Source organism: Actinomadura fibrosa (assembly GCF_900659615.1).
GTDB lineage: Bacteria > Actinomycetota > Actinomycetes > Streptosporangiales > Streptosporangiaceae > Spirillospora > Spirillospora fibrosa.
This window is the reverse complement of the sequence record NZ_CAACUY010000014.1, coordinates 66,659-81,414: the sequence shown is the minus strand read 5'-3', so window position 1 is coordinate 81,414 and position 14,756 is coordinate 66,659. Positions and strand designations below refer to the sequence as shown.

Below are 14,756 nucleotides of genomic sequence, written 5' to 3'. Positions count from 1 at the left end.
GCGGGTCAGAAGAAGCGCCGGGGTCAGGAGAAGTATGCCTCGAAACCCTTGGCCAGGGACTCGGCGATGCGCTGGCGGAACGACGCGCTCGACAGGTTGGCGGCCTCGGCGGAGTTGCGCATGTTGCCGCACTCGATGAAGACCTTCGGCACCGTGGACAGGTTCAGGCCGCCGAGGTCGCTGCGCCGGTCGAGCCCGTTCTGGCCGATGTAGGTCGAGTAGGGGACGCCGGTGCCCGAGTGGTAGGCGTCACGGATCGCCTTGCCCAGCCTGAGGGACGCCGGCACCGCCTTGGCGTTGTGGCCCGGCACCGCGATCGGCTCGATGATGTGGAAGCCGTGCCCGGACGCGGCGGCGCCGTCCGCGTGCACGGACAGCGCGGCGTCGGCGTTCAGCCGGTTCCCGATCGCGGCCCGCTCGGTGATGCACGGCCCGACACCGGTGTCGTTCTTCCGGGTGAGCGTGACCTTCGCGCCCTCGGCCCTGAGCAGCCTGCTCAGCCGGTTCGAGACGTCCCAGGTGAAGGCATGCTCGTTGTAGCCGGCGTTCGTGCTCGTGCCGGTCGTGTCGCACTCCTTCGTGCCGTTCCCGATCGGCACCTGCTTGTTGATCTCGGACGGATGCGCGGCGTTCCCCCCGTTGTGCCCGGGGTCGATCACGATGACCTTGCCGCGCAGCGGCGCGCCGGCCGCGGACTCCGGTGCCGCCGGCTCGCCCCGCGTGCCCTCGGTCCCCGCCGTGCCGGCCCCCGTACCGCCCGCGGTGGGCGGGGCGTCGGACCGCCCCGCGCCGTCGGCGGACGAGCCGCCGCAGGCGGAGAGCACGCCGAGGCACAGTGCGAGACCGGCGGCCGCCGGACCGCCTCGATGGATGCGCACAGGCCCGTCCTCCGTGATGGCTTCGTTACCGACCCTGACAGTCTGCACGTCGACCGCGGTACGTCAAACGAAGTCCGGGAAAGTGGACGGGCTCGGCATCGGTCCCCGAAGCGGCCCCTCGCGGCGGGTCAGCGGAGCGGGTCCTCCTTGCCGAGCAGCGCGGCGAGGGCGCGCGCCTCCTCCGCGTCGAGGCCCAGCACCACGCGGGGCCGCCCCCACGGGTGGTCGATCGAGTGGGCCACGTAGCTGGCGACGGACTCCGACACCTGCTCGGCCAGGCCGCGCGCGTGCCGCCACTCCGACCACGCGCGCTCCAATTCGTTCGCCGCGCGCTGCGCGCACGACACCAGTTCCGGATCACGCACGAGCTGAACCCCCCTGGGTGGACATGTCCCTTCCCCGCGTCCGTCCGGCGGCGCCCGGCCCGGACGGCCTCCCCCCGAGACCGCCCAGGCCGGGTTTCCCCCGGCCCGCCGAACAGTGAGTCCATTAACCCCCCGGCGGCGGCCAGGGGCCCGGCGAATGCGGCAGGCTTGGCCAGCCTCTTACCAGGGGCGCACCAGTTCGAGGAACGATCGACCCCGCGCGCACCTCGGGGACGTCTGCGCGCGGCCGGCCGTCGCCCGGAACGTGATTGGGGAGCCGTGGAGGGGCGGGGGGTCGGGGAGCGCCGCAGGTGCGGGGCGTGGCGGCGACCGTCGCGGGACGGCCGCTACAGGACGGGGGCGGGGCCCGTCGTCGACCGCACGACCAGGTGCGGGACCACGAGGTTCTGCCGGGCGACCCGCGCCGGATCGCCGATCCGCGCCGTCAGCAGCTCGGCCGCCACGCGTCCCATGTCCCGGCGGGGCTGGTCCACGCTCGTCAGCGAGATGTGCCGGATCGCGGCGAGGTGCGTGTTGTCGTACCCGACGATCGACAGCTGGGCCGGCACCGGCATCTCCAGCTCGTCCGCGGCCGACAGCGCGCCGGTCGCCACGAGGTCGTTCGGCGCGAAGATCGCGGTGGGCCGGGGGTCGCGGCGCAGCAGCGCCCGGGTGGCCCGGTAGCCGCCCTCCTCGGTGAAGTCGCCGGGCTCGACGACGATCTCGTCGGTCAGGTCGTGCCTCCGCATCGCCTTCTCGTATCCGGCGCGCCGGTAGCGCGCGGTGGTCGAGCGCGCCCCCTCGATGTGCGCGATGCGCCGGTGCCCCAGCTCGACGAGGTGGTCGACGGCGAGGCTCGCGCCGAGCTCGTCGTCGTCGACGACGATGTCCACTCCGACGACGTCCCGCTCCCCGACCACGACCACCGGGACGCTGGCCGCCGCCTCCTTGAGGGACTCCGGGACGACGCTGAGCAGGACGAGGCCGTCCACCCGCATCTCCAGGAACGCCTCGACCGCCTCCGCCTCGAAGAGCGGGTCCCAGCGGCCGCTGCCCACGAGCATCCGGAGCCCGGCACCGTGCAGGCTCTCCTGGAGGCCGTCCAGGAACTCGGCGAAGAACGGGTTGTGCAGGTCGGCGACGATCGCGCCGATGAGCCGGGTGCGTCCCTCCACCAGGCTGCGCGCCACGGCGTTGGGCCGGTAGCCGAGCTCGCGCGCCGCCTGGAGGACGGCCTGCCGCCTGCGTTCGCTCACATGCGGCGAGCCCCGCATGACCAGGGAGACCAGCGACTTGGACACGCCGGCGCGCTCCGCGACGTTGCGGATCGTCGGTTTCGGCGCGGGGACGCTCCTCCCCTCGTCACCGCGCCCGGGGGAAGAGGGGCCGTTGCGCGGCGGGGGCACCGCGCCCTCTCCCGGCACCGGCCTGTTGTGCGGGGGGCTTCCTTCACCAGCTGACATGGCACTCCGTCCAGGGGGGCCTGCGGGACCTGCCGTGACGGCGCTCCGGGGATCCGTTGCGGGGAGTCGTCGCGCCTTCCTCCGCTCGGGAGGAGATGCCATGATGCCTCGCCTTCACCCCATATCGTCGCAACAGTGAGTAACGGGCGTCCGCCAATGGCAGTTCAGGGCAGTGGTGTTCTGGATCACAGGCGCGCCGGGGCATGAACACCGCCGCGCGGAGGCGGAATCCCCACCCCCCGCCCGGCCGGCGGGACGGGGCGCCGTCACCCTGCGGAGCAGGGACGCCGGGCGATCATGGCGGGGACGGCGGCCCGGCGAAACCGCCGGAGGCCCTCCGCGGACGGCGCCTGCGGCCGTCCGGCCTCGGATACGCTGCCCAGGTGGGAGATCGTGCGGTGGCCGGCGGGAAGGCGCGGAGCCGGCAGGGCGGCGGGCGAGGACGCCGCAGGCTCAGCGTCGACGAGCGGCGGGACGAACTGATCGAGGCGGCGCTGCAGCTGTTCAGCACCCGGCCGCCCGAGGACATCTCGATCGACGACGTCGCGGCCGCGGCGGGCGCCTCGCGGGCGCTGGTCTACCACTACTTCGGCGGCAAGTACGAGCTGTACATCGCGGCGCTCGGCAGCGCCGCGAAGCAACTGTCCGTGCTGCTCGAACCGCCCACCGAGGGGTCGCCGCTCGACCGCCTGCGCGTCTCGCTGGAGCGGTACTTCGACTTCGTGGAGAGCCACGCCGCGGGCTTCACGGCGCTGCTCCGCGGGGGCCCGGCGGACCGGTCGGGCGAGGTCGGCGAGATCGTCGACGGGATCCGCCAGCTGCTGCTCGGCCGCATCCTGCACGCCCTGGACGTGGACGCGCCGCCGCCCATCCTCCGCATCACGCTGCGTTCATGGATGGCGTCGGTGGAGACCGCCGGGCTGGACTGGCTGGAGAACCGCGACGTGACCCGCCCGGAGCTGGAGAGCCTGCTGGTCGACCAGCTCGTGGTGCTGCTGCACGTGGCCGGACGCCACGACCCGGGCACGGGCGCCCTCTTCGACCGGCTGGCTCAGGAAGAGCTGGAACCGAAGTCCTGAGGAACGTCCATCTGTCCTCTTGTGGTCGCTTCCGTCGCACGCGTCCCAAACCGGACACACTCCGACATCCCGCGCCTGCGGTCCGCGATCATGCGCTGTACGCGGGCCGAGCGGGCACGGTTCGGTAGGAAACAGTGGCCGGATGGCATGCGAACGTCCCGCCCGTGGTTCGCGGGCGGGACGTCCGTGTTCACGGCATCCGGCCTTGGACCGCGGTTCTCGGAGTACCGCGGCCCTGACCTTGTCGTTCAGGAGGCCTCTGGACCATCCTCGCGTGCAGTCGACGCGCGAGGTCGCCCAGCGGCCTCCTGACCCCCCACTGCTCCGCCGGGCGCGCCCGGCGGTTCCGGCGGGAGCCCCGCCGGCCGGAGACCTACTCCGATCGCTGCTGCGGGATTCCCGCCAGCAGCGCCCGCACTTCCGCCTCGCGGTAGCGCCGGTGCCCGCCGAGCGTGCGGATGGACGTGAGCTTTCCGGCCTTCGCCCACCGCGTGACGGTCTTGGGGTCGACGCGGAACATCGTCGCCACCTCCGCCGGCGTCAGCAGGGGCTCGGCCTCTGGCGTACGTGCTGACATGTTTGCGGCCTCTCCTCCATGGACCGATGACAGCGATCCTGCGATTGATCCTCGCGCGGTTCACTGATGTCCCCTATGGCCCGAAAGAGCCACTATGACATCACAACGTGTAACCTTGCCACCACTCAGCGCAACAAGCAAGTTCCTGGCGGTAGTTGCGTGCAAACATCCCCGCGGGCGCGGGGAGCTGCGCGTCTCGGGTGGCCAACGGGTCACGCTGCGTGATTCTAGCGACACGTATAGTCGTATCGCGCGCGGATTCGGGAAATTTGTTTTAGTTCGCCGATTCCAGCGCCCGTACGGGGCGCCACCGCGCGAGGAGACGCTTGTACATCGCGACGGCCAGCTCGACCTCACCGCGCTCCATCGCGGCGAGCGCCACGGCCGTCTCGGCCACCGACTCGTCGGCGCGGAGGCTGACGTCGTCCAGGAGGTGCACGAGACCGCCGTAGTCGAGCTCGACCAGCGCGCGCGGGTGGAACTCGCCGAGCCAGCGGCCGACCGTCTCCAGCGCCCCGGCCGACAGCGGGACGGTCCCGCCCCGTCCGCCGAGGTCGCCGCGCACCACGGGCAGGGCGGCGGCGATCCTGCGCCGCGCCTCCCCCATCGAGGTGACGTAGATGAGGGTACGCGCCCGAGCGGCCGTCGCAGGGCCATGACCTGCGTGTTCGTTGAGCGCGTCGTCCGTCTTGCGGTAGCCCGTGCCGGGCGCGCCGAGCATCAGGCACCGCTCCGTACGGGCGAACGGCACGAACCAGGCCAGGGGGACGTGCCAGGTGCTGGTCAGGATCGAGGGGCGCAGCGGCCGGCCGAGCAGCTTCCACTGCTCGAACTCGCGTATCGCCCGCTCCGCGACGACCGGGGGGACGAACGCGGCCGCGACGCTCGCCGACTGCTCCGTCCGGAAGCGCTCGAACGCCAGCCAGGAGCGCAGCCGCGTCTCCCACGGGCACACGAAGATCATGTCGCCGGACCGCCGCACGTAGGCGTCCCTGCTCTCCCGGTCGGGCACCACTTCGGGGGGCCGGGCGACGAGCCGGTGCGCGGCGCCGCGGTGCTCCGCCCCGAGCGCCTGGATCCGCCGGGGGCGCCTCCTGGAGTCGGCGTAGGCCGTCCACAGGGTCCGCGCCGGTTCCGGGAAGGCGGTCACCGGTTCATATACCCGTAAGTACGCGGCGTACGGAAACACAACCGCATCGTGGCACGGGACCGTCCGCGCCGACGGCGCGTCCGGGCCACCGAGACGGCCGTGTTACCTCGCCGCGGGAGGCGGTCACCGCACCGGCGAATACGCCCGGGGACAGGCCTCACCGAGCGTGCCGCCCTTAGTCTGATCTCAAGACGGAGAGGAGGGCACTACCGTGCCTAATGTCTTCGGGGCGCCCCACAAGGGCACCGAACCCCGACACGAGCAGGTCGTCTTCTGCCAGGACGAGGCGAGCGGCCTGCGCGCGATCATCGCGATCTACTCCACCGCGCTCGGCCCCGCGCTGGGCGGCACCCGGTTCTACCCGTACGAATCGGAGGAGGAGGCACTCGCGGACGTGCTGAACCTGTCCCGCGGCATGGCGTACAAGAACGCCCTCGCGGGACTGGACCTCGGCGGAGGCAAGGCCGTCATCATCGGCGATCCCGCCATCGACAAGTCGGAGGCGCTGCTCCGGGCCTACGGGCGCTTCGTGCAGACGCTGAACGGCCGCTACTACACCGCGTGCGACGTCGGCACCTACAGCGAGGACATGGACGTCGTCGCGCGCGAGTCCCGCTTCGTCACCGGGCGGACGGTCGAGCACGGCGGGGCGGGCGACTCGTCGATCCTCACCGCCTTCGGCGTGTTCCAGGGGATGCGCGCCGCCGCCAAGAGCGTGTGGGGCGCGCCCACGCTGCGTGGACGGCGCGTCGGTGTGGAGGGTGTCGGCAAGGTGGGGCACCGGCTCGTCGAGCACCTGCGTGAGGACGGCGCCGACGTCGTGGTGTGCGACGTCGCCGAGTCCGCCGTCGAGCGGGTGCGGGCGCTGCACCCGGAGGTCGAGGTCGTCGCGGACAGGGACGCACTGATCCGCGACGAGATCGACGTGTACGCGCCGTGCGCGCTCGGCGGGTCGCTCGACGACGACACCGTGCCCGTCCTGAAGGCCCGGGTCGTGTGCGGCGCCGCCAACAACCAGCTCGCCCACACCGGCATCGAGAAGAGCCTCGCCGACCGGGGCGTCCTCTACGCCCCCGACTACGTGGTCAACTCCGGCGGCGTCATCCAGGTCGCGGACGAGATCGACGGGTTCGACTTCGAGCGGGCCAAGGCCCGCGCGGCGGGCATCTTCGAGACCACCCAGAAGATCTTCGAGCTGGCCGCCGACGAGGGCGTCCCGCCGGCGGTCGCCGCCGACCGGCTCGCCGAGCGGCGCATGTCCGAGATCGGTCGGCTGCGCGGGATCCTGGTCTGAACGGACCGTCCCGGAGATCGCCCCGGGTGCGGAGCGGGCTTCCCCACAGGTGCCCTCCAAGCCTGATTGGACCGTCCTAGAAGCCGCCGTGGAGCGCCTTACATCGTTCCACGGCGGCCTCCGCGCCGCTCTGAACAGGCCGGACGGAGGCGTCCCGCTTCCGTGGCGTTCCACGTCCGCAGGCGGCCGACCAGCGGATACACTGTCTTCTGCGCAACAAGGACGCCGCCACGCACCGTCGATGTACCGAGCCGGGCGCAAAACGGGTACGGTTGTATCCGTGACTGACGCATGGCTCATCAGGCACCGGTTCGTGTGGTACACGCGCGCGTTGATGGGCCCACGAAAGCCCTGACCATCGAGGGGGTCGAGCCAATGGGTCGCGGCCGAGCCAAGGCCAAGCAGGTGAAGGTTGCCCGCCAGCTCAAGTACAACAGCGGCAACACGGATCTCGACCGCCTGAAGAGCGAACTGGGAGTCAACGACTCCGGCGACGACTACGACGAACTCGCCGAGAAGTACGCTGACTACGCCGAGGACTACGGCACGGAGGAGCGCAAGGACGGCACCTCCGGTTGACCGGCTGAAACATCCCGCCACTGCCCGGGCGACCGGGCAGTGGCGTTTGTTTGCGCGCGCCGGTCGTTCAGTGCGCGCCGCCCGGATCCGCGCGCGTCGTTCGGTGTGCGCCGGTCAGGGTGAGGCCAGCGCCTGCTTCACGCCGGGTTCCGCCTTGCCGAGCAGCGCCGGGTCGGGCCGTAGCGCCAGGTTGCCCATGGCCTTCATCATGGCGAGCGGCTCCCTGGCGTAGCCGTTGAGGGTCGCCTGGGTGCGTCCACCGCCCATGCTGTCGTCGCCTACACCCCATGCCTCGATGCCCGCGGCCCGGCAGAGCGCCACGGCCCTGGGCAGGTGGAAGTCCTGCGTGACGACGGTGAGACGCGTCACGCCGAAGATGCGCTTGGCGCGGGCGCAGGAGTCCCAGGTGTCCAGGCCCGCGAAGTCACGCACCACCTTGCGTTCCGGGACTCCCTTGCCCGCCAGGTAGGCCCGCATCACGGTCGGCTCGTCGTAGCCCTTGACCCGGTTGTCGCCGGAGACCAGCAGGACCTTCACCTTGCCGCGGCGGTACAGCTCCGCGGCCAGGTCGAGCCTGCGCGCCAGCAGCGGCGAGGGCTGGTCGCGCCAGATCCCCGCGCCGAGGACCAGCGCGACCGGCGTTTCGGGGACGTTCGCCACGGATGCCCGGCAATGGGCGGTGTCCGCGTACACCCAGGCCGTCGGCGCCAGCACGGCGTAGGCCCCGAGGCCGCCGAGAACGCTCAGGGGCCCCGCCCAGCGTCTCACTCGTCCCAGGAGACTCACGAGGCCCGAAAGGGGCTCAGCGGGCTTCTGGGGCCGTTCGCGGTCCTTTCCGCGCTTCCAGCGAGTGATCACACCTGTCCGACGTCCCGGCAACCGCCGGAGTTCGCGGACCGGCCGCGGGCATCTGTCAGCCGAGGACGGCGCTGCCCGTGCCCGCGGTGATCTCGCCGAGGTGCCAGGCCGGGACGCCGCGGTCGGCGAGCAGCCGGAGCGCCGCGTCGGCGGTGTCGGGAGCGACGATCGCGGCCATGCCGACGCCCAGGTTGAACGTCTTGTCCATCTCGGCCTGCGGGACGTCGCCGTGCCGTTGCAGGACGCGGAAGAGCGCCGGGACCTCCCACGAGGAGCGGTCCAGCACGGCGTCCGCGGTCGGCGGCAGGGAGCGGGCGAGGTTCGCCGCGAGACCGCCTCCGGTGATGTGGGCGAACGCTCGGACACCCCCGGCTCGCGTCAGGGCCAGGCAGTCCTGGGCGTAGATGCGCGTGGGGGTGAGCAGTTCCTCGCCGAGCGGACGGTCGAGCTCTCCCGGCTCGGACTCAAGCTCCAGCTCCGTCGTGGCGAGGATGTGCCGGACGAGGGAGTACCCGTTCGAGTGGATGCCCGACGAGGCCATGGCGATGACGGCGTCGCCCGCGCGGACCCGGTCCGGGCCGAGCAGCTCGTCCGCCTCGACGACACCCGTCCCGGCGCCGGCGATGTCGAACTCGTCCGCCTCCAGGAGCCCCGGATGCTCGGCCGTCTCGCCGCCGACGAGGGCGCAGCCGGCGAGCGCGCACGCGTCGGCGATACCGCCGACGATGTCGGCGATCCGCTCGGGGACGACCTTGCCGCAGGCGATGTAGTCCGTCATGAACAGCGGTTCGGCCCCGCACACGGCGAGGTCGTCGATGACCATGCCCACCAGGTCGTGCCCGACGGTGTCGTAGATCCCGAGACGGCGCGCCAGGTCGACCTTGGTGCCGACCCCGTCCGTGGACGTGGCGAGCAGGGGACGCTTGTAGCGCAGGAAGGCCGAGGCGTCGAAGAGACCCGCGAACCCGCTCGCGTCGTCCACGACCTCAGGACGACGCGAGCGGGCCACCCGGGACTTCATCAGCTCGACGGCGCGCTCGCCCGCCGCGATGTCGACCCCGGCGGCCTCGTACGACGTCACCGGTCGGCCCGTAGGACGGGTCATCGACCGGCCTCAAGGAGGTGCTTGCCGCGGGCGTCCTGCTCCACCTCGATGGGGTAGACGCCGTCGAAGCACGCCCGGCACAGCCTGTCCTTGGCGATGCGCGTGGCGGAGATGAGCTCGTCCAGGGAGACGTAGCCGAGGGAGTCGGCGCCGATGGAGTCGCGGATCTCCTCCACCGACAGGTTGCCGGCGATGAGCTCGGCCCGGGTGGCGAAGTCGATGCCGTAGAAGCACGGCCACGCCACGGGCGGGCTGGAAATCCGCACGTGGACCTCGCTGGCGCCCGCGTCCCGCAGCATCGACACGATCGCGCGCTGGGTGTTGCCCCGCACGATCGAGTCGTCCACCACGATGAGGCGCTTGCCCTCGATGGCCTCGCGCAGCGGGTTGAGCTTGAGGCGGATGCCGAGCTGGCGGATGGTCTGGGACGGCTGGATGAACGTCCGGCCCACGTAGGAGTTCTTCACCAGCCCCTGGCCGTACGGGATCCCGGACGCCTCGGCGTAGCCGATCGCCGCCGGGGTGCCCGACTCCGGCGTCGGGATGACGAGGTCGGCCTCCACGGGATGCTCGGCGGCCAGCCGGCGCCCCACCTCGACGCGGGTCGCCTGGACGCTGCGCCCGGCGATGGTCGTGTCGGGTCTCGCCAGGTACACGTACTCGAACAGGCAGCCCTTCGGGCGCGCCTCGGCGAACCGCTCGGAGCGGACGCCGTCGCCGTCGATGGCGATCAGCTCGCCCGGCTCGATCTCGCGGACGAAGCGCGCGCCCACGATGTCGAGCCCGGCGGTCTCGGACGCGACCACCCAGCCGCGGTCCTCCAGCGCGCCCAGGACGAGCGGGCGGATGCCCTCCGGGTCGCGGGCGGCGTAGAGCGTCCCCTCGTCCATGAACACGAGGGAGTACGCGCCGCGCGTCGCCGGGAGGATGTCGCGCGCCGCCGCGAGGGGGCCGCCCTCGCGGGTGGCCAGGAGGGCGGTCAGGACCTCGGTGTCGCTGGTGGCGTTGAGGACTCCGGCGTCCAGGCGGGCCGCCAGCTCCGGGGTGTTGATGAGGTTGCCGTTGTGGACGAGCGCCAGCCCGCCCGCGTCGGTCGGCCTGAACGTGGGCTGGGCGTTCTCCCACGTGGGCGACCCGGTCGTGGAGTAGCGGCAGTGGCCCACGGCGATGTGGCCGCGCAGCGTGTTAAGCACCGACTCGTCGAAGACCTGGGCGACGAGGCCCATGTCCTTGAAGACGACGATGCGGGAGCCGTCGCTGACCGCGATGCCGGCCGACTCCTGCCCGCGGTGCTGGAGGGCGTACAGGCCGTAGTAGGTGAGCTTGCTCACCTCGGCCCGCGACGCCTGGTCCGCGGGGACCCAGACGCCGAACACCCCGCAGGCGTCCTGCGGGGAGCGGTCGGAGGGATCGATGTCGTGGCTCAGACGTCCGTCGCGAAGAGGCACGTCGGCCAGTCTAGGTGCCCCGTTCACCTGCTCCGATCGGCGGATGTCCTTAAGCGACCTTTACCCCCCGCGCCCACGGGCCCGGCGGCGGGCACGGAAATGTGGTGGGCGACAGGGGAGGGACCCATGACGATGCCCGGCTACCGGACCTACGCGCCTCCGGCACCGCCCAGGCGGAGCGGTGCTGCGAGGGCGTCCCTGGTACTCGGGATCATCGGTCTGGTGGGGCTCTCCGTGTGCCTGCTGGGGATGGTCCCCGCGTTCGCCGGTCTCGTCGTGGGCCTGGTGTCGGTGACCCGGGACCGCTCCGAGCGCGGTCTAGCGGCGGCGGGGATGGTCTGCTCGGCGGTCGCCCTCTTCGCCGGTTCCCTGGCCCTCGTGTGGCTTCTCGGCAAGGCCGCCCACTGCGGAGACGAGGACCGGTACCCGAGCGCCACCGCCCGCAAGGGCTGCGTCGAGCGCGAGTTCCCGTTCGCCCAGGCGACCACCACCCCGTGACCGGGGCCGCCTAACCCGCTTCCTCGTCCCTGGACGGGGCCGCTTCCGAGGTCGCCAGTTCCCGGACGGCTTCGGGGTCGAGCGCGGAGGCGTACACCCGGACGTCGTCCATCAGGCCACCGAAACCGGGCTTGGTGGGTTCGCTGCCCAGGTACAGGGGTCCCGCGGTGGTGATGACTGCGTGCTCCAAGGGGACGGCCACATCCAGCTTGCCGTTGACGTACAGGAACATGCCGTCGCCGTTCACGACGAAGGCCACGTGGGCCCATTCACCGAGCTTCAGCCGGGCCCGGCTGTCGGCGTAGTCCGGCCCCTTGATGGTGAAGAGCTGCACGCGCAGGCGCATGGCGTCCGGGTACAGCCACAGGCCGAGCCCCCGCGCGTCGTGCTCGGCGACCGGCTTGTAGGCGAGGCTCCGCCATTCGCCGGTCGGTTCCTCGGTGACCTGGACGGAGAAGGCCAGGCTGAACCCGAAGACCTCGCTGAGGACGAGGCCGGGTGTGGCGGGGATCACGGCACGGGCGCCCGCGGAGAGCGCGAGGGCCTCGCCGGCGCGGCCCGGGACGATCTCCGCCGTCTCGTTCAGTTCGGCCGCCGGCCCGCCTCCGGTCGCGTCGGAGACCCGCCGTCCCTCGACGGTCTCCACGTCGAACGTCCAGTGTGCGATGAGCATGGCACCTCCATGCCAGCCCCCCGAACATGCCAGCCCCCGAACCGTCGGTGCCCACCACGCTCGCAGCGCCCGGCGGCACTGGCAAGACCTGGATCGGACGGGTGCCGGGCAGCCGTACCGGGAGTGCGCCATGAACACAGGTCAGCAGCGGACGAAAGTGTGATCTCCGCCTCAGTTCGGCGACGCCACCCGGGCTCAGGCCCCCTGGGGGCTCAGTCCAGCGGCAGGGGGAGGTGGTCGGACAGGTCGGCGCGCGCGCCGCTCGCTCGGATCCGTCCGTCGGCCACCGCGTCCGCCCAGGCCAGCCGTCCCGTGGCCAGGGCGATCCAGGCATCGGCGTCCATCTCCACCACATTCGGCGGTGTTCCCCGGGTATGGTGCGGGCCGTCGATGCACTGAACGGCGGCGTGTGGGGGGACGCGGACCTCGACCGACCGGCCCGGCGCGAGCTCCGCGAGCCGGTCGAGCAGGAACCGCACCGCCCCCTTCACGATCGGCCGGGACGGCTCGGCGGTCCCGGCCTCAACCGAGGCCAGGACGGTGTCGAGGGCCGCGCGGCGCAGTGCCGCCGGCTCGTCCGGCCCGGTGTACGGCGGCAGGCCGAGCGCGGCGCGCCGCTCGTTCAGGACGGCCGGCGAGAGCGGTGTTCGTGGCATCGCGACCGACGCTACCGGTCGCGGGCCCGGGGCCGATCCGGCGGCTACGGCACCACGGCTCCCCGCAGCCGGTAAAAATGGACCCCGGTACGAGGCACCGGGGCGAAAGGCACAAGGACCGGAAGGCACGGGGACCGGAAGGAACGGGGACGGCCGGGGACGCGGTCCCCGGAGGACACGGAGGTTCGTCAGATGCCCGAGGCGCTGCCCCTGCAGCCCGGTGACCCGCGAAGGCTCGGCGCGTACGAGATCACGGGTCGGCTGGGCGTCGGCGAGCAGGGGGCCGTCTTCCTCGGCACGGGCCCCGCCGCGCGACTCGTCGCGGTGAAGCTGCTGCACGTGCGGCTGAGCGGCGAACCGGTGGCACGGTCCCGGTTCGCCGGCGCGTTCGCCTCCGCTCGCAAGGTCTCCGGTTTCTGCACGGCGGCGATCCTGGACGCGGACGTCGAGGGCGACCGCCCCTACGTGGTGAGCGAATGGGTGGACGGGCCGTCCCTCCAGCAGCTCGTGGACGAGGAGGGCAAGCGCGGCGCCGGAGTCGTGGAGCGCCTGGCGGTCGGTACGGCGGTCGCGCTCGCGGCCGTGCACCGCGCCGGTGCCCTGCACCACGACCTGAAGCCCGGGAACATCCTCCTCGGCAGGCGGGGGCCGAGGATGAGCGACTTCGGCATCGCGCACGCCCTGGAGGCCGTCAGCGCCGCTCCGGCGGGGCACATCACGGAGGATCCCGCCTACAAGGCCCCGGAGCAGCTCAGCGGCAAGGGCATCGGACCCGCCGTCGACGTCTTCGCCTGGGCGGCCACGATGCTGTTCGCCGCGTCGGGCAAGCCTCCGTTCGGTGACGACTCGCCGTCCGAGGTCATGCAGCGGATCGTCTACGACGAGCCCGACCTGTCGTCCGTCCCCGATTCGCTGGGCGAACTGCTGGCGCACGCTTTCTCCAAGGACCCGGCCGACCGTCCGACGGCGAAGGAACTGCTGGAACGGCTGCTTGACGAGAAGTCCCCTCTAGCGGATCGCATGCCCACTTCGATGGTGGAGGAGGGACGCGCCCTGGCCTCGGGCTCCGGTCCCCTACCGCAGCCCCAGGCTCCGGAACCGGCGGCACCCGAGCCGGTGGTTCCGGGGTCCACGCCGCCGCGTTCTCCCATGGGCGCAGCGCCGTTCCAGATCATCTCGCCTCCGCTGTCCGTACCGCCGCCCCAGCAGGGAGCCTCCCCCACGCGGCCGTCCGGCCCGCCTGCCGTGGCGCCACCTCCGGTGAGCCCACCGGCGGAGCCGGAGACGCCCGCGCTCGACCCGGCGGCCTTCGAGAAGACGGCCTGGTTCAACGCGATCCCCGAGTCCGACCCCGCGTCCGAGACCAGGTCGGACCTCAGAGCCGACGACAGGTACGGCACGCGGTACGACGCGGTGGCGGAGGCCAGGTACGACGCGGGGGCCGAGCCGACCGCGACCTTCAACGCGTTCAGCCCGGCGTCCGGCTCGACCACCGCTTTCGACGCGATCGATCCAGCGGAGCCCAGCGACCGCACGGACACGACGCTCATCCCCGGGATGAAGCCCGCCCATGATGGCGGGAGCGGCGGCGGACGCCACGGGGGGCCGGCGCTGGCGTCCCGCATCCGGATCCGCCGTCCGAGCAACCACGTTCTCGGTGTGGCGCTCTCGCTGACCATCGGGGTCGCGGTCGGCATCGCCATCATCGCGCTGGTGCTGTGGCCGCAGCTCAAGGACGACCCGGGCCCGCCCGCCGACCAGACGAACGCGTCCGACAACCGTCCGGTGACGACGATCCCGTCGGCGTTCGCGGGGACCTGGAAGGGCACGGTCGTCAACACCAACCGCAACGCCTCCTTCCCCGTCGAGGTCACGTTCCAGACGGGCGGCACCACCGCGCGCGCCGTGTATCCCCGGGAGAAGTGCACCGGCACCCTCACGCTCAGCAAGGGCACGGAGAGCTCGCTCAACATGGCGCTGTCGATCCCCAAGCCGTGCACCGCCGGGACCGTGCGGATCACCCGCCAGCCGGACGGGACGCTCCAGTACGCGTGGAGCAAGCCCGGCACGCAGCTCGGTTACGCCGGGAAGCTGAGCCGCGGCTGACCGCCGCCCGGCGCCCCTCGCCGCCGG

General features: G+C 72.3%; 15 protein-coding genes. 5 read left to right on the top strand and 10 right to left on the bottom strand.

Going from position 1 to position 14,756, the window contains the following annotated elements; genetic code table 11:
* Positions 1-23 precede the first annotated feature (23 nt).
* From E1300_RS08375 to E1300_RS08365, 3 genes are all read right to left on the bottom strand, one after another.
* Entirely contained in the window at positions 24-878 is an 855-nt protein-coding gene (locus E1300_RS08375) for an N-acetylmuramoyl-L-alanine amidase (protein ID WP_306440643.1), read from the bottom strand.
* Between the two features lie 128 nt (positions 879-1,006).
* A complete protein-coding gene (locus E1300_RS08370) occupies positions 1,007-1,243 on the bottom strand; it encodes a hypothetical protein (protein WP_131756293.1) in 237 nt (78 codons plus the stop codon).
* A 347-nt stretch (positions 1,244-1,590) separates the two neighbouring features.
* Positions 1,591-2,706: a LacI family DNA-binding transcriptional regulator gene (locus E1300_RS08365; RefSeq protein WP_370784544.1), complete on the bottom strand. Its 1,116-nt coding sequence runs from the start codon at positions 2,704-2,706 to the stop codon at positions 1,591-1,593.
* A gap of 383 nt (positions 2,707-3,089) precedes the next feature.
* Between E1300_RS08365 and E1300_RS08360 the strand changes: the two genes are divergently transcribed.
* A complete protein-coding gene (locus tag E1300_RS08360) occupies positions 3,090-3,785 on the top strand; it encodes a TetR/AcrR family transcriptional regulator (protein WP_131756292.1) in 696 nt (231 codons plus the stop codon).
* A 373-nt stretch (positions 3,786-4,158) separates the two neighbouring features.
* On the opposite strand, the gene bldC is transcribed toward E1300_RS08360, so the two are convergent.
* Entirely contained in the window at positions 4,159-4,362 is a 204-nt protein-coding gene (gene bldC / locus E1300_RS08355) for a developmental transcriptional regulator BldC (protein ID WP_012850682.1), read from the bottom strand.
* A gap of 274 nt (positions 4,363-4,636) precedes the next feature.
* On the bottom strand, positions 4,637-5,551 hold the full coding sequence (locus E1300_RS08350) for a DUF8083 family protein (protein WP_131756291.1): 915 nt from the start codon (positions 5,549-5,551) through the stop codon (positions 4,637-4,639).
* Positions 5,552-5,723: 172 nt separating this feature from the next.
* Here E1300_RS08350 and E1300_RS08345 point away from each other — a divergent pair, with 172 nt between their 5' ends.
* Positions 5,724-6,806, top strand: coding sequence for a Leu/Phe/Val dehydrogenase (locus E1300_RS08345; protein ID WP_131756290.1), 1,083 nt, complete (start codon positions 5,724-5,726; stop codon positions 6,804-6,806).
* 375 nt (positions 6,807-7,181) lie between these two features.
* Positions 7,182-7,385, top strand: a complete 204-nt coding sequence (locus tag E1300_RS08340; RefSeq protein WP_131756317.1) for a DUF3073 domain-containing protein — start codon at positions 7,182-7,184, stop codon at positions 7,383-7,385.
* 114 nt (positions 7,386-7,499) lie between these two features.
* Here E1300_RS08340 and E1300_RS08335 read toward each other — a convergent pair whose 3' ends face one another.
* From E1300_RS08335 to purF, 3 genes are all read right to left on the bottom strand, one after another.
* Positions 7,500-8,153, bottom strand: a complete 654-nt coding sequence (locus E1300_RS08335) for a SanA/YdcF family protein (protein WP_131756289.1) — start codon at positions 8,151-8,153, stop codon at positions 7,500-7,502.
* A gap of 145 nt (positions 8,154-8,298) precedes the next feature.
* Entirely contained in the window at positions 8,299-9,348 is a 1,050-nt protein-coding gene (gene purM, locus E1300_RS08330; protein ID WP_131756288.1) for a phosphoribosylformylglycinamidine cyclo-ligase, read from the bottom strand.
* Positions 9,345-10,796, bottom strand: a complete 1,452-nt coding sequence (gene purF, locus E1300_RS08325) for an amidophosphoribosyltransferase (RefSeq protein WP_131756287.1) — start codon at positions 10,794-10,796, stop codon at positions 9,345-9,347. Before purF ends, purM begins: the two co-directional genes overlap by 4 nt.
* A gap of 222 nt (positions 10,797-11,018) precedes the next feature.
* On the opposite strand from purF, the gene E1300_RS08320 reads away from it, so the two are divergent.
* On the top strand, positions 11,019-11,294 hold the full coding sequence (locus E1300_RS08320) for a hypothetical protein (protein ID WP_242619013.1): 276 nt from the start codon (positions 11,019-11,021) through the stop codon (positions 11,292-11,294).
* A 10-nt stretch (positions 11,295-11,304) separates the two neighbouring features.
* On the opposite strand, the gene E1300_RS08315 is transcribed toward E1300_RS08320, so the two are convergent.
* Together E1300_RS08315 and E1300_RS08310 are read right to left on the bottom strand one after the other, a co-directional pair.
* On the bottom strand, positions 11,305-11,967 hold the full coding sequence (locus E1300_RS08315; protein ID WP_165502736.1) for a LamG domain-containing protein: 663 nt from the start codon (positions 11,965-11,967) through the stop codon (positions 11,305-11,307).
* A 212-nt stretch (positions 11,968-12,179) separates the two neighbouring features.
* Positions 12,180-12,623, bottom strand: coding sequence for a sterol carrier family protein (locus tag E1300_RS08310; RefSeq protein WP_131756284.1), 444 nt, complete (start codon positions 12,621-12,623; stop codon positions 12,180-12,182).
* A gap of 192 nt (positions 12,624-12,815) precedes the next feature.
* On the opposite strand from E1300_RS08310, the gene E1300_RS08305 reads away from it, so the two are divergent.
* Positions 12,816-14,729 (top strand): serine/threonine protein kinase, encoded by a 1,914-nt coding sequence (locus E1300_RS08305; RefSeq protein ID WP_131756283.1) that lies wholly within the window; start codon positions 12,816-12,818, stop codon positions 14,727-14,729.
* Positions 14,730-14,756: the final 27 nt, after the last annotated feature.